Genomic DNA, 19,263 nt, shown 5'->3' with positions numbered 1-19,263 from the left:
CAGTACCTGCCGCAGCCGGGAGTCGTCGGTGAGCAGGTCCACCGGGGCCCCGGGAGCGGTGCTCACGGTGAACTCCAGGCTCTTCTGCGAGGTCACCCAGACCGCGGAAGTAGTCCTCGCGGTCGTAGATCGGATAGAACATGATCAGCAGGGTGGCGTCCTCCTTCCCCCGGTTCGTGAAACCGTGCGGCTCGCCCTTGGGTATATAGGCGAACGCGCCCGGTTCGCCCACCACCTTCCGGTCGCCGATGGTGAACTCGATCTCACCGCGCACCACGTAGAACATCTCCGTGGACTGCTTGTGCACATGCGGACTGGCGCCCTTGGCTTCGGGAGCCATGTGATGCTCGAAGAATCCGAACTCCCCCTCGGAATCCGGCGTGGTGAGCTTCAGGTACGTCCTTTTCGTGTCCCGGATGTCGACGAACTCTCCCCCGCCCGGCGGCACATACAGCGGAACAGACATTTCTCTCCCTGGGTATTGTCGATACAGGTGTTGTCGATACAGGTGTTGTCGATGCAGGTGTTGCGGAACACCGGCCCGTGCGAGCGGCTCGTACGACCGCCCCGTCCACCGGGTGGGCCTGCGCGCGGAGGGTCAGGTGGCCTCGGCGAGACTCGGATCCTGCTGCGGCCGTTTCGCCGCCTGTGTCTGCGCCCACCGGCCGATCGCGGGAGCCGCGAGGCCGCTCGCGGCGAACAGCGCGGCCAGTGCGACCCATCCCGCGGCGCCGACCGTGACGATCAGGCTCACCAGGATCGGTGCCGCGATCTGCTGCACCGCCACACCGAGCCAGAAGACCGAGAGGTAGACGCCTTCCTGGCCGGGTGCCGCGAGCAGATACGAGCCTCCCCAGCCCCCGGCGGACTGCCACAACTCGCCTCCCGTCAGCGCGATCATGGCCAGCAGCAGCGCGCCGACAGCGAGCACGACCGGCAGCCTCGGTGCCGTGACGAGCAGCAGACAGCAGGCCGCGAGGGAGACGCCGGCGCGTACCAGGGCCCGTGCCGCACCCGGGATGTCGTCGGTCCCCCGGCTCGCCCGCACCTGCAGGAGCACCGCGAGCACGGTGTTGACCGCGACAAGCGGGGAGATCAGCGCGGCCGAGACGTCGGTGTGCCCCACGATCCACAGCGGTATGCCGATGCTCAGCAGAGTCATGTGCATGGTGAGGATCGCGTTGATCCCGGCGAACGAGAGGAACGATCCGTCGCGCAGCACAGCGACCGAGAACCTCCGGCGAAGGTTCGCCGTAGGTGCGTTGAGCAGCGGCAGCCGGGACGCCAGGGTCGCGAGCACCGCGAACGAGGCGGCGTTGAGCAACAGGATCACGGTGTAACCGGCGCGGGTGCCGATCAGCAGCCCGACCCCGCCCAGCAGGGCGCCGACGGTGAAGCCGACATTGCGCATCGACCGGAGGATCGCGACGACCTTGACCCGTTCCGTGGTCGGCACCGTCTGCCCGACCAGGGCCTGCTCCATCGGTGCCGCCGCCTTGTCGACGAGGCCGAGCAGGCACACCACGGTCAGGAACTGCCACAGGTTCTGGACGAAGGGGTACACCACGAAGCAGGCGGCGCGCCACAGGCTCACCCCGACGAGGACCTTCTTCGGGCCGATGCGGTCGGCCAGGATCCCGATCGGGATCGCCGTGCCCAGGGCGATGGCGGCGGACAGGCCCAGGCCGAAGCCGAGGTCGCGTTCGGACAGGTGGACCGCCCTGGTGATGAACGGTACGGACACGGCCAGGAAGGCGCCGGTCCCCACCGCGTCGATCATCGCCATCACCGCCAGCCGTGTTCCCACCGGGCCGCCGGGCATGGATCCGCGCAGTCCGCGGACGCGCTGCCACAGAGCAGTCATGTGATCCCTCACTCGGTTGCGATACGGACGGCGGCGACGGCGTCCAGGACGTGCCGGCGGGTGGTGTCCGCGTCCGGCCCGGTGGCGATGACGTGCCCGGCACGGTCCCAGGAGGACGCCCAGGGCCGTACCTCCTGGCCCGCCGCGACGTCCACCTCCACGGCCCGTACGCCGGGCAGCGCCTTCGCGGTGTCCTCTCCGGTGACCTCGGTCACGGTGCCCGGCTCCGCGGCGAGGAAGCGGATCGACGAGTTCCGTCGCGAGGACCGGGGCAGCTCGACGGGGCGACCGGCCAGCAGGTCGATGAGGGTCAGCCTGATCCCGGTGTCGTAGGCCAGGTCGATGAGGTCGATCAGATAGTCGCCGGGGCAGCGGCCGGCGCACTCGACCAGCGTCGGGCCGGACTCCGTGAGGATCCACTCGGCGTGCAGGATCCCGGTCCCGAATCCGACGGCGGCGACCAGCGCCCTCAGGGCCGTCCCGAACGCGGTCCGCGTCTCCTGGTCGAGCGGTGCGGGCAGCAGATGGCCGAGTTCGACCGGATACGGTCCCGGGATCACCGTCTTCGCGGTGATGTTCTCGAAGACGATCTCGCCCTCCCGTACCAGCGCCTCGACACTGAACTCGGGGCCTTCCAGCCGTTCCTCGGCCAGGAACCGCCAGTCCAGCGGCCGGTCGGGCACCTGCTCGTACTCGGCGGCCGACGAGGTCCGCTCCCAGGCCTCGGCCGCGGTGGTGGCGTCGACCGAGTCCAGCACCTGCACGCCGACGCTCGCCTGCCGGTTCGCCGGCTTGACCACCACCGGCCCGTCACCGGCGAAGTCGAGGATGTCCTCGGGTCCGTGCACCTCCCGCCAGCGCGGGTTGCGGACACCGCCGGCGGCCGCCGCCTCGCGCAGCCGGATCTTGTCCCGCAGTGCCTGCGCGGCTCTCTCCCCGGCTCCCGGCAGGCCGAGCTTGGCGGCCAGCGCCGCCGCGGCCGGCACCGCGTACTCCAGCCCCGGGACGACGGCGGCCACCGGCCGCGCGGCCGAGAGGTCGACCGCCAGGTCGAGTGCTTCGGCGGACTGCTGGTAGCTCGCCGGAACGATCCGGTCCAGGCAGTCGAAACCCGCCGCGGCGTCCCGCAGTTCCCGCTTGCGGATGATGTCGGGCTCCTCGATCACCACGACGGATCCGCTGGGGATCCTCCCGTCGATCGCGCGCAGGTAGGCCGCGTTGTAGCCGACGAACAGCACCTGGGCGTCCGTGTCGGGGGTCGTCACGGTGACCTCCTGGTTGATGGGACGGACCACTGCATGGGACTGCCTTTCTTCCTGGGTGGGGGGATGGACGGCCGGTGGCGCTCAGACGGGTGTTCCGAGGACCCCGGTCCGGCCGTCGGCCCGGGTGGGCGTTCCGTCGATGACGGCCTCGATGGCGGCGAGGGCCTCCGCGCAGCGGGCCCGCGCCTCCTCGGGAGTGGCGCCGGAGACGATGACGTGCCCGTGTCTGCTCTTGGAGTCGCGGACCTCCGGCACGGTGTCCCCGGAGTTCAGACGGATGCTCAGCTCGTCGACGTGGCCGAGTCCGCCGACCGTTTCGAGACCGCGGATCTCGTCGACATGGCCGGGCGGGAAGGTGAAGAACCGCACGGTCGCCGTCGCCGTCGCCGTCGGTGGTTCGACGGGTGTGCCCTTCAGGGCGGCGAAGACGGCCTGTTCGACGTCCAGTCCGGTGGCCAGCTCGATGAGTCTCGGTATGCGGTCACCGCCGAGCCGGGCCTGCGACTCGACGATCCGCGGGCCCTTCGGCGTCCAGATCACCTCGGTGTGCGCGGGGCCGAACCGGTATCCGCAGGCCGTGAGGAACTCCTCGGTCAGGTCCTCGACGGCCCGGCGGCGGTCCTGGGGCAGCGGCGCCGGGTGGACGTGCCCCACCTCCACGAACAGCGGCGGCGGACCGAGCAGTTTCTCGGTGACGCCCACGACGTGGTGGCGGCCGTCCTGGCTGAGCGTCTCCACGCTGTACTCGGGACCGCGCAGGTATTCCTCGACGAGGAACGGGCCGTCGTAGCCGTACTGGTCGAGGAGTGCCGTCCAGGGCGCCCGGTCGGCCGGTTCCCGCCACAGGAAGACGCCTCGGCTGCCGGCCAGCGCGGCCGGTTTGACCACGGCGGGGAATCCGATCCGCCGGACCGCGTCCGGCACCTCGCGGCGGGTCGGCGCGGACTCGAAGGCCACCGGGGACAGCCCGCGCTCCGCCAGCAGTTCGCGCATCGCGTGCTTGTCGGCGAGAACGCGGATCGCCGCGGCCGGATTGAGCTCGGCACGCAGTTCCTCGGCCACCTCGTAGGCGCTGACCATGGTCTCCTCCCGGCCCAGGTGATAGATCAGCGACGCGTCGTGCTCCCGTGCGACCGTGCGGATGGTGTCGCGCAGCCCGTCCTCGTCGCGGAAGTCGGCTGTCACGTACAGATCCGCCAGTTCGCGTACGTCGTCGAGGTACTCCGGCGACTCCAGGCGCGGGTCCCAGATCGCACCGACCCAGAACCCCGCCGCCTGTGCCTTCCGTACGAACTGCCGGTACGGCATCACCATCAGCAGGCGGGGCCGTTCGCCCGGGGGCCGGCGGGCTGTCATCGGGCACCGCCGCCGCCCGCGGCCCCGGCCGTCGCGGGTTCGGCCGCGCGGCCCAGTAGGCTCAGATACCGCTCGCCCGTGTCGGGCAGCAGGGTCACGACGCGCTTGCCCCGGTACTCCGGACGGGCGGCCACGACTCCGGAGGCGTGAACCACCGCCCCGGCCGAGACACCGACCATGAGGCCCGCGCGCCGGGCGAGCCGCCGGGTGGTGTCCAGCGCGTCGGAGTCGGAGACGGCGATCACCTCGTCGATGAGTTCCCGTTCCGTGGTCGGCGCGACGAAGCCGCCGTTGAACCCCGGGATGCCGTGGGTGCCGGGCTCACCGCCGGACAACAGCGGTGAGCCGGCCGGTTCCACCGCCACGATGCGGACGGCGGGGTGCCGCTCGCGGAGGTAGCGGCCCGCGCCGCTGAGCGTGCCGCCGGTGCCGACCCCGCTGACGAAGACGTCGATCCGTCCCTCGGTGTCGGACCAGATCTCCGGGCCGGTCGACTCGTAGTGGGCCCGGGTGTTGTCCGGGTTGTCGTGCTGACGGCAGAACCACGATCCGGGGGTCGCCAGGTGGATCTCCTCGGCCCTGTCGACCGCGGCCTGGTAGCCACCGGTGTGCGGTGTCCGCACCACCTCGGCACCGAGCGACAGCAGGATGGAGACGCGTTCCTGGGTCGCGTTGTCCGGCAGCACGATGACGCAGCGGTAGCCGCGGGCCGCCGCCAGCGCGGCCAGGGAGATACCGGTGTTGCCGGAGGTCGCCTCGATCACGGTGCCGTCGCCCGGGGCGAGCTGTCCGCGCCGCTCGGCACCGCGCAGCATCGACAGCGCGGCCCGGTCCTTGCTGCTGGACCACGGGTTGAACAGCTCCAGCTTCGCCAGCACGGTGGTGTCGCCGGGTACGCCGTCCAGGATCCGGTCCAGCGGCAGCCTCAACAGGGGCGTGCCGCCGATCAGTTCGACGAGCGAGTCCGCGACCGGGCGCCGGGCGACCGGCTCGGTGCGGACGCCGATCTCCTTGGCGGCGGCCTCCGCGGTCCGCGCGGCGAGCTGGGCGGTCTCGGCCACCACCAGCACATGACCGACGCGGTCCCCGTTGCGGCGCAGCTCCCGCACCTCGTCGCCGGGCTTCACCTTGAGGACGACCTCCTCCACACCGGGCAGCGCGGCGGCCCGCTCCCGACCGCCGAGGGACACGACCCGGCCGGGCCGGGCGGTCAGATAGCGGATGGCCGTCCCGGCGACGGGCTGTTCCGGCAGAACCCGGGCCGGCAGCGGCTGGCCGAGGTACTGCCTGGCCACCAGCTCCAGCGAGCGGATGCCGAGGGCGCGGTCGACCAGGTAGGTGATCTTGCCGCCCGCCGGGCGCGGGTTGATCTCGATGAGCTGGGGCCCGGAGGGGGTCACCTTGATCTCGACATGGGCCATGCCCAGGTCGAACCCGACCGCGCGCAGCGCGTCCACGGCCAGGTCGGAGCAGGCGCGGACGACCGGATCGGGCAGGCTGGAGGGGAAACTGTGGCCCAGCTCGACGAAGTAGCCGAGACCGCCGACCGACTTGTCGGTCACCCCGAACACCTCATACCGGTCGCCCTCGGCCAGGACCTCCACACTGACCTCGGGGCCGCTCACGTACTCCTCGACCATCAGCTCGTGGTAGCGGCTCTGACCCCGGGTGTTCTCCACCCTCGTACGGATCAGCCGGACGTGCTCGGCGGCCTGTCCCGCGCTCTCCACCAGCCGGACGTCGGCGCTGCTGGTCTCGTCGGCCGGCTTCACCACGACGGGCAGGCCGATCTCGGCCGCGGCCGACTCGGCCTCGGCGGGGGTCCGGACCGTACGGAAGGCCGGCATCGGCACTCCGCGTTCGGCACAACGCCTGCGCATCAGCGCCTTGTTGCGTGCCACCGCGACCCCGTCGACGCTGACGGTGGGAAGGCCGAGCAGGACCGCCACCTCGGCGGCCACGACCACGTCGTACTCGGCCAGGGTCAGGAACGCGTCGAAGGGGTGCTCGGCTCCGGCCGCGTGCACATGCGGCAGGAGTTCATCGAGGATGTTCGTCTCGCAGTGGACGATCTCGTCGACGTAGTCGTCGAAGTAGGCGGGGCCGCCGGGCACTTCGAGATAGCGGTCGAGGTCGCGGGTGAAGAAGGTGACACGGCAGTCGAGTTCCTTGATGATCTGCAGGCCCTCGAAGCCGGAACCGGAGAGGTTGCTCTCCAGAACTCCGACATGAATCACGTATGCCTCCGATGGCATGCCGACACACGGTCGGCTGGGATACGACGGACGGGGACGGGCTGGCCGTCACCAGCACCCGGGGGTGGCGAGGGCGCGCAGCAGCCGGCCGGCGTCCTCGCGGTCCTCCGCGGAGGGCCGGACCACGATCTCGGCCGGGGGAGCCATCACGCGGGCGCCGGCCGGCACGTCGGTCAGCACGAGCGAACCGGCCCCGACCAGCGCGTCGGCGCCGACGGTGACCGGGCCGAGCACGATGGCGTTGGTGCCGAGCACCGCCCGGTCGCCGACGACGGGGTGGCGACGGGTCCCGGGTTCGCGTCGGCCGTCCCGCCACCAGCCGACCGCGCCGAGCGTGACCTGGTGGTAGAGCGTCACGTCGTCACCGATCTCGGCGGTCTCGCCGACCACCACGGCGGCCCCGTGGTCGATGAACACACGGCGGCCGAGGCGCGCACCCGGATGGATCTCGATGCCGCCGGTCACCGCGCGGGCCACGTAGGCCAGGACGCGCGCGATCTGACGGTGTCCACGGATGTACAGGGCATGCGCCAGCCGGTGGGTCCACAGCGCGGGGAGCGCGGGGTGCAGCAGCGCCTCCGCACGGGTGCGGATCGACGGGTCTCGCGCGACGATCACGGCCAGGTCTTCCCTCGCCCTGGCCATCGTCCTACGCATGCGGTCCTCCGAGTGTCATGGCCTGGTTCCCCGTGGCCTCTCGATCGTGGCGGCCGGGCTCAGTAGTTCGGGATCTTGATCAGCTTGCCGGTGCCCCCGGTTATCTCCGGGACGTACACCCGCTCGTTCCACACGTCCTGGGCCACCGGTTCGAGGGCGATCGACACGGCGCCCTCGTCGACCGAGAAGGCGGTCCGGACCGCGCTGGTGATCGCTTCGACGAGGGCCGAGATCTGGTGGTCCTCGAGGTTGTTCGGGAAATGCTTGATGTTCACGTGAGGCACGCCGATGACCTTTCTGGTGAGTCGTGCGGACTGGAGGGCGGTGACGAGTTCGTCCATGCCGTCGGCGCGGAGGAGCCCGTAGTGGTCGGCCTCCAGGCGGTTGATCCTGGGGGGCGTCCTCGTCAGCGCATGGCCGCCTTCGAGGAAGGAGTCCTGGTCGCCCCGGGCGGTGAACACGGTGACCGGCGCCGCGACACTGCGCTCGGCCCGTTCGTGCGGCGCGTACTCGAAAGAGAACGTCCGGCGCACCACATGGACGATCCGGCGCACCAACTCCCTTTCCAGATAGGTGAATCGACCGCAGACGAACTCGATGAACGACTCCTCGTCCCGCGTCGCGGCCAGACACGCGTCGACCGAGAGCTGTTCGAGGTTTCCGGCGAACACCGAGTAGAGGATCGAGACGAAGGTGGGATCGGTGAAGTCGGCCGCGGTGTCCGTGGGCGTCCCTTCACGGGCTTCCACCGGTGGCTTCCCCGGCGCGATGAGGATCACGTCCTCGACCTGTTCGCCCGCACGCTCCAGTCGGTAGGCCGCCTCGAACGCGAGCCGGGCGCCGAAGGAGTAGCCCCACAGCGTGTACGGACCGGCCGGCTGAACGCGCCGGATGAGTTCGATGTCCCTGACGACCGTCTCGTCGAACGTCGGATAGGCGGTCTCACCCGCGTTGATGCCCTGGGCCTGGACGCCGAGGAACGGCCTGTCCTGTTCCAGCCTGCCGGCCAGGAGCCGCAGGCTCATCGGGTAGCCGCCGAGTCCGGGCCAGCAGAAGACGGGCCGGGGGCCGTCCCCGCCGCGCAGTCGCACCATTCTCGACAAGGTGGTCGTGGGCTCACGGTCGACCCGTCGGGCCAGCTCGGCGATGGTCGGGGAGTCGAACAGCACCTGGAGGGGCAGGGAACTGCCCAGCGCCCCGTTGATCCGGCCGACCAGGTTGACCGCTGTCAGCGAGTGGCCTCCGGCGGCGAAGAAGTTGTCCCGGATCGAGACTCTCTCCTGCCGCAGCACCGCGCTCCACAGGGCGCCGATCGCCTGCTCGGTGGGGGTACGCGGCGGGACGACCGGCGCGTCGGTGTCCTCCATGGCGGCCTCGTCCATGGCCCGCAGGGTCTGGTGATCGATCTTCCCGTTGACGGTCAGGGGGAAGGAGTCCAGCACGGTGACCCTGTTGGGCACCATGTAGGGGGGCAGGGAGGCGGTGAGGTTGTCCTTGACGATCTCGGCCGGTCCGCGCGTGTGGACGGAATCCTCTTTCATGCCCTCGGCGGCCCGCTGTTCCTCGCTGACGCGGCCTCCGAGGGCGAAATAGGAGGCCGTATCCGGTCCGAGGCCCGCGATGGCCGCGATGCGCCGGGCCGAGGGCAGGTCGTTTCCGGTCTCCGAGCTGTAGCCGGACGACATCAGTCCCAGCCCGATGTCGTTCATCTGGAGGCGCTGGAGCTCCCGGCCGAGGTCGACGTAGCGCTGCCAGGGTTCGGGCGATCTGCCGATCAGGCTGATCCCGAACCCGGAGCGCTCGTAGACCTCCTGGTTGATGGCGATGACGTGCCGCTTGCGCACCAGTTCGTCGGACACCGGCAGCAAGTCGCCTTGCACGTACCGGTACTGACTGCCCCTCAGTCCTACGACACGGCCGGGATGAGCCTGCACATAGGTGTCCACCGGTCCCGTGACGGCCGGGGCGGTGGCCGGCTCCACCTCGTACGTGGCCAGGTGGAGGTCCTCGGCCGGGCACCGCAGGACCTCCGTGACCGCCGCTCCTCCCGCGCGGGTGCCGATCCGCAGGCCGTACTCGGGTAACACCTGGTCGAACAGGCCGGCGATGTGCCCGGCCTCGAACTGCAGGACTTCACGGATGTTGTTGCGGTACACCGGCTCGATGGCCGACCTGCTCCCGATGAGGTGAACCCGCATTCTCGGCTCGCCCGCCGGGGCCGGAGCGATCGACGAGAGTCGATGCGTGACCGGGTTGTAGTAGTGAAAGCCCGGTTCGAGACCCGCGATACCGGAGAGCTCCAGATAGAGCTGGGTGGCGTAGAGCGCGCCGGGCGAGGCGTATCCGTATTTGGGCAGCAGCCTTTCGTCGCTGGTGAACTGGCCGAACCAGCGGAGCAGGGCGCCGAGTTCGGTCAGTGTCAACGCGTCCGGGCGCCGGGGTGTCACGGGCCGCTCCGGCCACTCCTGCCGGGGGGCGAGCAGGTCGAGGATGTCCGCCCGGGTGACCTCACCGCCTTCGAAGAACCGGTAGGTCTTGCGGGCGAACACCGCACTCCGCTGCCGGACCGAGGGCTCGCGTCCCGGAAGATCGACGGTCGGGAGACCGGAATCCCGACGGACTCCCGGGTCGGAGAGCTGAGCCCGCAGTTGCAGCTTGCTCCGCTTCGACTGGTGATGGGCTCCGTGGTTGCCCTGGTCCATCAACGCTGCCTGTTCGGCGTCCAGTTCGATGAACGCGATGAGGTTGGCACCGTGCCGCGGATCGTCGCGGACCAGGACGGCGGCGCGCCTGACCCACTCATGTGCCTCGACGGCCACCTTGATCTCGTCCAACTCGACCCGGAAGCCCCGCAGTTTCACCTGGCTGTCGACGCGGCCGAGGAACTGCAGGGTGCCGTCGTCGTTCCGTCGTGCCAGATCCCCGGTGCGGTAGAGGCGGTCGGACAGGGGGTCAGTGGAGAACGGGTTGGGCAGGAACCTTTCGGCGGTCAGATCGGGGCGGTTCAGATATCCGCGGGCGAGCTGCCGGCCCGCGACGTGGAGTTCACCGGATTCCCCGCGCCCGACGGGCTGCCGGGCGGGGTCGAGGATGTGGAAAGTCAGGTCCCGCACCGGACGGCCGATGGAGATGTGGTCCGGACCGTGCTGGACGGCCGCCCGGTCGACCTTGTGGGCCGACGCGTTGATGGTGCACTCGCTCGGGCCGTAGAGGTTGACCAGCTCGCAGTCAGGCAGGGCGTCGAGGAGTTCGACCGCCAGACTCTTGGTGAGCGCCTCACCACCGCTGAACACCTGGGTGAGCGAGGTGCACGCGGACAGCCGTCCTGTGTCGACGAGCGCCCGCAGCAGGGTCGGCACCCCCTGGAGGGTGGTCACCTCGTGCGCCACGATCAGGTCGATGAGCCCGCCCGGGTCGGCGTACACGCCCGGTTCGCTCATCACCACGCCGCTGCCGCAGGCCGGCGCGAGAATCTCCCACTGAGCCGCGTCGAAACTGAGCGGCGTCTTCTGCAGTACCTTCCGGCTCCGGTCCAGACCCTGCTCGTCGGCGAGCCAGCGCATCTGGCTGACGATGCTGTGGTGCTCGATGCCGATGCCCTTCGGGTTGCCCGTGCTCCCCGACGTGTAGATGACATAGGCGAGATCGTCCGCTCGCGGACGATCGGGGGCGGTCGCCCCCGCGGCCGGCACCCCGGGCCCGGACGTCCGTAAGGTTCGCGCGTCGGCGAGGGTGACGATCTTCGTCCTCGGTGGCGCCATCGCGGCCAGCCGGGACACCAGGGACTCGTCGGCCAGGATGACGCCGGCGGCCGAGTTCTCGATCATGTAGCGCACGCGCTCGTCCGGGTACTCCGGTGACAGCGGCAGGTAGGCGGCGCCCGCGTGCAGGACACCCCAGACACTCACCACGAGACCGACGGACGGCTCCATGAAGACGCCGATCTGGTCGTCCCTCGTCACGCCGAGGTGCCGCAGATGGCCGGCCAATTCCTCACTTCGGTCACTGAGCTGCTGAAACGTCAGCCGCTCCGAGCCGCAGGAGACGGCGGTCCGGTCGGGCTGGATACGTGTGGACGCGCGTAGCATGTCCGGCAGAGACAATTCCTGAGGCCGCGTTTTTTTCGCCATCATCCTTCGAACCTAGAATTCGTCAATTCGGGCGCAACGACGTTGGACTTCGTGCCGACATGGCCGATTTCCGAGGCCCCGGACACGGCCGCCTCCTGTTACCGCGTCACCCCTGAAAAGTGCGGACAGGGCAGAGCGCGACCCGTGGCGGAATTCACTGAAGGTGTTCCTGGCCGGATGCGCGCGACGTCCACGTGAACGGCCGCTGTCCAGCAGGCCGGCTCACGGATTTCCCGCGAATGTACGGTCTCCCGCCGGCGCTCAGGCCGTCCCGGTACATCGACGGCACGCATTCCGCACTCGCGCGGAGAGTCGCGCGTTCATGCCGTTCACGCCTCCCCCTTCCCCGTAGGTGCTCCGTCGTCGAGCGGCCACGCCTTTCGGCACGGCGCGAGTCACCGGACCGATCCGGCCGGTCCGGCCTTCTCCCGACGATGCCGCGCCGACCAGAACCGGTCAGTCCTTCTCGGCGGGCAATCGGAACGTACACGATGGACATGGCCGGGGCGAAGCATCGAAAACCGACCCCGTCACCCCTTTTGGCCCGCTTGCATCCCTCCGTCTTCAGCCAGATCCGAAAACCCGGAGAGTTACTGGATGCAAAGAGAAGGACGTGCTTTCGGATAATCTCCGGGGCGGCGAGTGCGGGAAGCCGACTTCGGCCGAAAAATGGCTGGAGTGATTCCGTTTTCGCTCTCTGCACAGAGAACCGACACCGGAGAGCGTCCCCGCGCCCGGCTCACGGCGGGCGACGACGAGCCGACGGGCCGGGCACCCCAGGGTGATACGAGCACGCTCGTGCGTCTGCTGTAGTGAACGCCCGGTCGCGCCGATCGCGCGGCGGCGGCCGACCGGCGCATCCGGGGACATCCGGAGGAGTTCATGGAGCTGCAATAGAGAGCACCGGGAACAGCTCGTTCATGTCCCCGCGTCATCGGGCCGGGGCGGGCGCGCTCGCCACCGCTCCACGAGAAGACACGCGGCCAGGACGGCCGCCGTCACCGGGAAGAGAGCGGACGGCCCGCCGAGGGAGAGCAGGGGCCCGCCGACGAGCGAGCCGGCACCCGTGCCGGCGTCGAAGGCGATGTTCCAGGCGACTCCGGCCGACGCCAGACCGGCGGGCGTGTCGCCGGCCGCCCGCATGATCAGCACCAGGGTGGCGCTCTGGGTGGCGCCGAAGCCCGCTCCGAACAGGACGGCGCCGGCCAGCAGCAGGGCCTGCTGATGGGAGGCCGCGCCCGCGGCCGTGCCGAGCACGGTGGTCACCACCGCGGGTGCCAGTACCCGTCCGCCGCCGTGCCGGTCGATGAACCAGCCGGCGACGAGCCGGAAGAGCACGGTGGACGCCTGCGCGGCGAACAACGCCTCGGGCGCGGCCGAGGTGGTCAGCGGCAGGAAGGTGAAGACGACGCCGTAGGCCGTGGTGGAGGCGATCTCCACCACCAGGAGGCCGGCCATGGGGCGCAGGGACATCGCTGTTCCGCGCACGGTCCGTGCCCGGCCGGCCCGGGGTCCGGCCGGGCGGTCGGGAGCCGCACCCCGTGGAAGGCCGAGGGAGCCGACCAGGACCAGCGCCGCGGCGCCCGCCGCGAGGGCGAAGGTGAGCGCGTACGCCTCCTGCCGGGCCAGTGCGATGCCCGCGGGCGCCCCCAGGACGCCGGCGACGCCGACGACGGCGCCGTACCAGCCGATGGCCCGCCCCCGTTCCCCGGACGGAAACAGCTCCGCGATGAAGGTGACGCCGGCCACGACGAAGATGCCGAAGCCCAGCCCTCGTACGACCGCGAGGCCGGTCAGCGCGCTGAATGACGAGACGGCCGGCAGGGCCAGGCAGGGCAGCGCGAGCAGCGCACCGCTCAGCGCGAGGGAGAGGCGTCGTCCGAGCCGGGCGAAGAGCATCGGGGTGAAGGGCTGAACGCCCAGGGTGGCTGTCATCAGGACGGCGGTCAGCGCTCCGGCGCCCGAGGGCCCCGCTCCGGAGCGCACCGCGTACGCCGGCATTGCCGAGAGCAGCACGTTGAAACTCGCGAACCCCCCGAACGCGGCGATCAGGGTGCCGCCGACCGCTGCCCGTCGCTGCCGGGGAGACAGGGACGGACGGCGGTCCGTCGACGCGGCGGACGCATCGGCGGGGGCGGTCATCGTGGCCGTGCGGTGTCCATGACCCGGCCGAGGATCATCGGTGACACCGGTCCTCGGGCCGGTCCGTGGCCGGTCGGCTCGTTCCGGCCGGGGCGGGACACGACGTGCTGGTACGGATCTCGGAAGCCGTGCGGCATCTCCTCGGACACGTGCAGAAGGTACCCCGCCCGGCGCGAGAGCCGTGGCCGTTCGGGCTTCGCCGCCGGGAGCCGGGCACCGTACGGCGAACCGGTCGGTGTCAGAGCTCGCCCGGTGCGCCGAGGCCTGTCAGGGCGCCGACCGGGTCGAGGTCCGGGGTGCCGCGGGGCCACCAGTCGTCACGGCCCGGCTCGGACTCGTACGCGTACCACAGGCCGTTGCGGCCGAGGCGGAGCTGGGCGTGGCCGTTCGGGTGGGTGAGGTTGTTGCGGCGGGGGCGGAAGGCCGGGAAGTCGGCGGCCATCAGCAGCGGCCGGGCCCGGTCGAACCGGCCCGCCGGGGGGTCCCAGGGCTCTTCGAGTACGGCGAGCGCGTCGAACCCGCCCTGCCGCCAGGCGGCGACCGCCCGGGCCAGCTCGATCGGGGTACGGCCGGTAGCGGCCGCGAGCGAGGAGTAGAGGGTGCGGGTCGCGGCCGTGAGCCCCGATCCGGGGCGGGCCGCGGCGACGCGCACCGCGTCCTGCCAGAGCGTCAGTTCCGCGACCGGGTCGCGGCCCGAGGTGAGCAGCGCGTGCGCGCGGGCGGCCGCGTCCGTGGCCAGCTGGTCCAGCGCGAAGGCGTCCGGGCCGCCCGGTGCTCCCGGGTAGGCCGGCGGCTGCCCCGGATGCGCGAGCGGCGGCAGCCGAGCGGGAAGGGGCGGCAGTACGCGTCGGGCGAGGACGTCACGGGCGCGTACGCCGGCCGGCTGTGCCGGTTCCCGTTCCTGGGCGGCGCGGGCCGCGCGCGTGGCGTTGCGGCGGGACAGCCCGTCGAGCAGCTCGCGCTCGCCGCGGCCACGCAGCAGGAACAGGACGAACGGGTCCTGGTCCAGCAGCCGTGCCGTCTGGTAGCAGAGTGCGGCCGCGTGTTTGCAGGGGTGTCCGAAGTCGGGGCAACTGCAGTGCGGTTCGAGTTCGCCGGGGCCCGGAAGCAGCTCGACACCGCAGTCCGCGAGCGACCTGGGCATCTCCTTGTCGAGCAGCGCCGCGATGTGTCCGGGCCGCTCGGCCGCGGCATCGAGAAAACGGTCCCAGTCGTCGTCGGTCAGCGTCCGCACCCTGACCTGGACGCGGTACGGACGCGGCCGGCTGCCGTGCACATAGGCGAGCACCAGGCCCGGTGTGACCGTGACGGCGTCGACGTGGCCGTGCCCGGCGTACGTCCGCCCGCGTGCCAGCCGCGCCGCGTCCAGCGCCCCTTCCTCCAGTGCCGTGACCCAGGCGTCGCCCCACCAGGTCTCGGCGAACCCTCCCTCCCCCTGGACCCGAGCGGGGAAGGCGGGGAAGGTCCGCCGCAGCTCACCGTCGCGACCCGGGGACGCCATGGAACGAGAGTGCCGCCCGGCGGGGGCGGGGGTGACCTGGTCGCCGATGGACCGAGCGGGCTCAGGGGCCTCCGCGGACTCGGCCCCTGCCCGAGGGGTGAAGAGTTCCGGGACGAGAGAGCCGACCGTGAAGGGCTCGGAGTCCGATGTCTCCCGCTCGGGCACGAGGTCCGTGGAATCCTCGGGGTGATCGGGGTCATCGGGGCGATGGGATTGCTCGGGACACTCGGATTCCTCGAGGTAGTCCGATTGCTCGGATTGCTCGGGGCGTTCGTCGTGGCCGACGTAGGGGGTGCGTGCGGGTCGGCCGGAGTTTCGGTCTCGGGTCGTCTCATCGGCGTCGGTGTCCGCGTCGGGACGCGACGGCTGCCCCGTCTCGGCGGCCACGTCGGGGGGCAACCGGAAGGCGTCCGCGAGCAGGCCCCGGAGGCGGCGCTGCTGGGACACCCGGTCCGTCGTCACGGGGCGCGCGGGACTCCGTCTTCCACCGGCTCCGGCCGGGGACGTCCTGTCGGCCCGACGCCTCGGTCCGGCTCCGTCGCTCCTGCCCTCCGTCGACCGCTCGTCGCCGCCGTCCGCCTCTTCGGACCGGAGCCGCCGTGCCTCGTCCCGCGCGGCGCGCAATGCCTCACGGGCGATGTCACCGGGGCGCGCGCCTCCCCCGGCCTCCGCTCCCGAACGATCCGTCGTGGCCGACTCCGTCGCCGTCGCCCGTCGCAGGGCCTCGCGGGCCGCGTCGCTCGGCCTCACCGCCGGCGCGGATGCCCTCGGCGGCGGCTCGGGCACACCGGACGCGGCGGAAGGGGCCGCGGACAGGGACTCCCGGTCACCGGTCACCGGCTCCCGCTCGGCACGCCCGCTGGCACTCCCACCGGTTGCCGCACCCGCGCCCTCACCCTCGTGATCGTCGGCGGCCGCGGCCCTCCGGGCGGCGCGTAGTGCCCGGCGGGCGGCGTCGGCGGGGCGTTCCTCCGTGACGGGACTTTGCGGATCGGCGCCGTCGGCCGGTTCACCGGCGCAGGTCTCGGGCACGGCTCCGGTCTCGGGCACGCGGGGCTCCTCTCCCCCGGTCCCGCTCATGACGGCCTCCGGAGCGAGACGAGGTCGGACAGCTCGCGGTCGGTGAGCTCCGTCAGGGACGCCTCGCCGGAGCCCAGGATCGCGTCGGCGAGGGCCCTCTTCGCTTCGAGCATCTCGGCGATGCGGTCCTCCACCGTGCCCTCGGTGATGAGCCGGTGCACCTGGACGGGCTGGGTCTGGCCGATGCGGTAGGCGCGGTCGGTGGCCTGCTCCTCGACCGCGGGGTTCCACCAGCGGTCGAAGTGGACGACATGGCCCGCGCGCGTGAGGTTCAGACCGGTGCCGGCCGCCTTGAGGGACAGCACCAGGACGGGGGTCGCCCCGCTCTGGAAGCGGTCCACCATGTGTTCGCGATCGACGACCGGCGTACCGCCGTGCAGGAGCTCGACCGGGACGGCGCGGGCGGTCAGATGGGCCGTGATGAGGCGGGCCATGCCGACGTACTGCGTGAAGACGAGTGCCGAGCCGTCCTCGGCGAGCAGGGTGTCCAACAGTTCGTCGAGCAGGGCCAGTTTGCCGGAGCGGGGGGAGGTCCCCCGCGCGGCCTCCCGCGCGTCCTCCTTCAGGAACAGGGCCGGATGGTCGCAGATCTGCTTGAGGGAGGTCAGCAGTTTGAGGACGAGTCCCCGGCGGGCGATGCCGTCGGTGGTCTCGATCGCCAGCAGGGATTCGCGGACCACCGCCTCGTACAGAGAGGCCTGTTCGCGGGTGAGGGGGACGGGGTGGTCCGTCTCCGTCTTCGGCGGGAGTTCGGGGACGATGCCGGGGTCGGACTTCTTGCGGCGGAGCAGGAACGGGCGGATCAGCCGGGCCAGCCGGGCCACCGCCTCCTCGTCCTCGCCGTTCTCCACGGCGCGCGCGTGCCGGGCGCGGAAGGACTTGAGGGGGCCGAGCAGCCCCGGGGTCGTCCAGTCCAGCAGGGCCCACAGTTCGGAGAGGTTGTTCTCGACGGGTGTGCCGGTGAGCGCGACGCGCGCGGGGGCCGGGATCGTGCGCAGGGCCTTCGCCGTCGCCGAGTAGGGGTTCTTGACGTGCTGCGCCTCGTCCGCGACGACCATGCCCCAGCGCCGGTCGGCGAGGTGGGCGGCGGCCGACCGCATCGTGCCGTACGTGGTGAGCACGAAGCCGCCGTCGAGACCGTCCAGGGTGCGGTCGGGGCCGTGGAACCGGCGCACGGGGACGCCGGGCGCGAAACGGTTGATCTCCCGCTGCCAGTTGCCGAGGAGCGAGGCGGGGCAGACCACCAGCGTCGGTTCGCTGCGGGCCCGCTTCAGGTGGAGCGCGATGAGGGTGACGGTCTTGCCGAGACCCATGTCGTCGGCGAGGCAGCCGCCGAGCCCGAGGGAGGTCATGAGGTCGAGCCAGGCGAGGCCGCGGAGTTGGTAGTCCCGCAGACGGGCGTCCAGGCCGGGTGGGGGTTCGACGGGGGTCACGCCCGCGGTGAGGCGGTCGCGCAGGGTGGCGAGGGCTCCGACCGGCACCGCCTCGACGGTCTCGCCGTCGACCTCGGCGGTTCCGGTGAGCGCGACGGACAGGGCGTCCACCGGGTCGAGCAGGCCCAGTTCGCGCTTGCGGGCCTTGCGGACGAGCGCGGGGTCGACCAGGACCCACTGGTCGCGCAGCCGGACGACGGGCCGGTGGGCCTCGGCGAGGGCGTCCATCTCGGCCTCGCTGAGCGGATCCCCGCCGAGGGCCAACTGCCAGCGGAACTGGAGGAGTTCCTCGCTCTCGAAGAATCCCGTCCCGTCCGTCGCCGAGCCGGGCGCGGGGCGCACGACCGCGGCGGCGCTCAGGTCGTGCGCCAGGTCCCGGGGCCAGTGCACGGCGACACCGGCGGCACCGAGCCGGGTCGCGACGACGCCGAGCAGATCCGACAGCTCTTCCTCGGAGAGGGCGAGCACGTCCGGTACGTCCTGTTCGGACAGGCGGTCGAGGGGTGGCCAGACCCGGGCGGCGCGCCGGACGGCGAGGGCGGCGTCGACGCGGGCGCGGGGCCCGAACACCGTGTCGGCGTCCCCCGCCCACAGGGCGGCCGCGTCCACGACGAGCGTGGGGTCGGCGAGGCTGTGCACCTGGACGACGGCGGCGCCCGCGCGCCGAGCTCCCTCTCCGTCGTCGAAGAGCTGGTGGGCGGACAGGTCGAGCCGCAGCGAGATCCGTACGCCCGCGTCCATGCCGGCGGCGACCTCGGCGGCCCAGTCGTGGGCGCCGGTCAGCCGCTGCGGCTCGCGGGCCGCGAAGGGCCTGCCGGAGGTGTGGGGCGCGGCGGGGGTGCGGGGCAGGGTGTCGGCGACCGCGTCCAGGAAGGACCGCACCAGGGCTTCCGGCTCGGGCAGCCGCACCGGTCCCCCGCCGGGCAGGGGGACGGCGTGCCCCTCGTACGGAAGGGCCTCGGCGACCGACCTCAGGTGGGCGATGTCCTCCGGGTCCAGGGGGCCCGCGCGCCAGGCGTCGAAGCCGTCGGGGGTGAGCCCCGGCAGCAGGCGTCCGCGGGCGACGAGGCGCAGCGCGTGGAGCGCGGCGGCGCCCCAGCAGACGGTGGCGGGGTGGGCCGCGGGGTCGCGCCGGGCCCCCGCCAGCAGGGGGAGGGCTTCGGCGACCGAGAGGGTCACCGCGGGGACGGTGCTCCTGCGGACGCCCGAGCCGTGCGGTCGTACGACCGTCAGTTCGGTGTGCTCGGGCGCGGACGACTGTGTGCCGGGTGCGGTGGCCCCGCCGGGGTGATCCCCGGGCCGCGGGCCGTCCCCGTCGTCCTCGGCGGGCGGGGGTTCCCCCTGCGGGTCCCAGAACGCGACGCGGCCCTCGCGGGGCAGCGGTGCGGGCAGGAAGACGGCGGCGAGCCGCGGGGAGGGCGGCCGGCCGGCCGACGGCCGCGCGCGCTCGCGCGGCCGGGCCACCGCCCGGGGGGCGGTGGGTGGCCCAGCCGCGGGCGCCCCCGCGGGAGGGCCCGAACGGAAGAGCGGCGGGTGGGGGAAGAGGGGGTGAGGTTGGGTGTAGGTCTCGGTGGTGGGCG

General features: G+C 72.0%; 9 protein-coding genes and 2 pseudogenes. All 11 read right to left on the bottom strand.

Going from position 1 to position 19,263, the window contains the following annotated elements; genetic code table 11:
• Nucleotides 1-130: 130 nt before the first annotated feature.
• A pseudogene (locus tag ACWEBX_RS31585) lies at nucleotides 131-286 on the bottom strand (cupin domain-containing protein); the annotation flags it as partial.
• A 312-nt stretch (nucleotides 287-598) separates the two neighbouring features.
• Nucleotides 599-1,864 (bottom strand): MFS transporter, encoded by a 1,266-nt coding sequence (locus ACWEBX_RS31580; RefSeq protein ID WP_451888198.1) that lies wholly within the window; start codon nucleotides 1,862-1,864, stop codon nucleotides 599-601.
• 8 nt (nucleotides 1,865-1,872) lie between these two features.
• Nucleotides 1,873-3,129: an ATP-grasp domain-containing protein gene (locus ACWEBX_RS31575; protein WP_451888197.1), complete on the bottom strand. Its 1,257-nt coding sequence runs from the start codon at nucleotides 3,127-3,129 to the stop codon at nucleotides 1,873-1,875.
• Between the two features lie 81 nt (nucleotides 3,130-3,210).
• The gene (locus ACWEBX_RS31570) at nucleotides 3,211-4,485 is read right to left on the bottom strand and encodes an ATP-grasp domain-containing protein (RefSeq protein ID WP_451888196.1); all 1,275 of its coding nucleotides are present in this window, start codon (nucleotides 4,483-4,485) and stop codon (nucleotides 3,211-3,213) included.
• Nucleotides 4,482-5,780, bottom strand: coding sequence for a pyridoxal-phosphate dependent enzyme (locus ACWEBX_RS31565; protein WP_451888200.1), 1,299 nt, complete (start codon nucleotides 5,778-5,780; stop codon nucleotides 4,482-4,484). Before ACWEBX_RS31565 ends, ACWEBX_RS31570 begins: the two co-directional genes overlap by 4 nt.
• Nucleotides 5,781-5,837: 57 nt before the next feature.
• A pseudogene (locus ACWEBX_RS31560) lies at nucleotides 5,838-6,740 on the bottom strand (ATP-grasp domain-containing protein); the annotation flags it as partial.
• Nucleotides 6,741-6,788: 48 nt separating this feature from the next.
• On the bottom strand, nucleotides 6,789-7,397 hold the full coding sequence (gene epsC, locus ACWEBX_RS31555) for a serine O-acetyltransferase EpsC (protein ID WP_451888195.1): 609 nt from the start codon (nucleotides 7,395-7,397) through the stop codon (nucleotides 6,789-6,791).
• 59 nt (nucleotides 7,398-7,456) lie between these two features.
• On the bottom strand, nucleotides 7,457-11,485 hold the full coding sequence (locus ACWEBX_RS31550) for an amino acid adenylation domain-containing protein (protein ID WP_451888194.1): 4,029 nt from the start codon (nucleotides 11,483-11,485) through the stop codon (nucleotides 7,457-7,459).
• 960 nt (nucleotides 11,486-12,445) lie between these two features.
• Nucleotides 12,446-13,669 carry an MFS transporter gene (locus ACWEBX_RS31545; protein WP_451888193.1) on the bottom strand — a complete coding sequence of 408 codons (1,224 nt, stop codon included), beginning with the start codon at nucleotides 13,667-13,669 and terminating at the stop codon, nucleotides 12,446-12,448.
• A 238-nt stretch (nucleotides 13,670-13,907) separates the two neighbouring features.
• A complete protein-coding gene (locus tag ACWEBX_RS31540) occupies nucleotides 13,908-16,220 on the bottom strand; it encodes an SWIM zinc finger family protein (protein WP_451888192.1) in 2,313 nt (770 codons plus the stop codon).
• 26 nt (nucleotides 16,221-16,246) lie between these two features.
• Complete coding sequence (locus ACWEBX_RS31535; RefSeq protein ID WP_451888199.1) at nucleotides 16,247-19,147, bottom strand: SNF2-related protein; 2,901 nt, start codon at nucleotides 19,145-19,147, stop codon at nucleotides 16,247-16,249.
• Nucleotides 19,148-19,263: the final 116 nt, after the last annotated feature.

It is taken from the genome of Streptomyces sp. NPDC005070, assembly GCF_053600395.1.
This window is presented reverse-complemented; position numbering and strand designations above follow the sequence as displayed.

Bases quoted from the DNA above. Each gene is read 5' to 3' on its own strand.
- ACWEBX_RS31570 (WP_451888196.1), bottom strand. From the start codon at position 4,485: ATGACAGCCCGCCGGCCCCCGGGCGAACGGCCCCGCCTGCTGATGGTG.
- ACWEBX_RS31580 (WP_451888198.1), bottom strand. From the start codon at position 1,864: ATGACTGCTCTGTGGCAGCGCGTCCGCGGACTGCGCGGATCCATGCCC.
- ACWEBX_RS31550 (WP_451888194.1), bottom strand. From the start codon at position 11,485: ATGCTACGCGCGTCCACACGTATCCAGCCCGACCGGACCGCCGTCTCC.
- ACWEBX_RS31545 (WP_451888193.1), bottom strand. From the start codon at position 13,669: ATGACCGCCCCCGCCGATGCGTCCGCCGCGTCGACGGACCGCCGTCCG.
- epsC (WP_451888195.1), bottom strand. From the start codon at position 7,397: ATGCGTAGGACGATGGCCAGGGCGAGGGAAGACCTGGCCGTGATCGTC.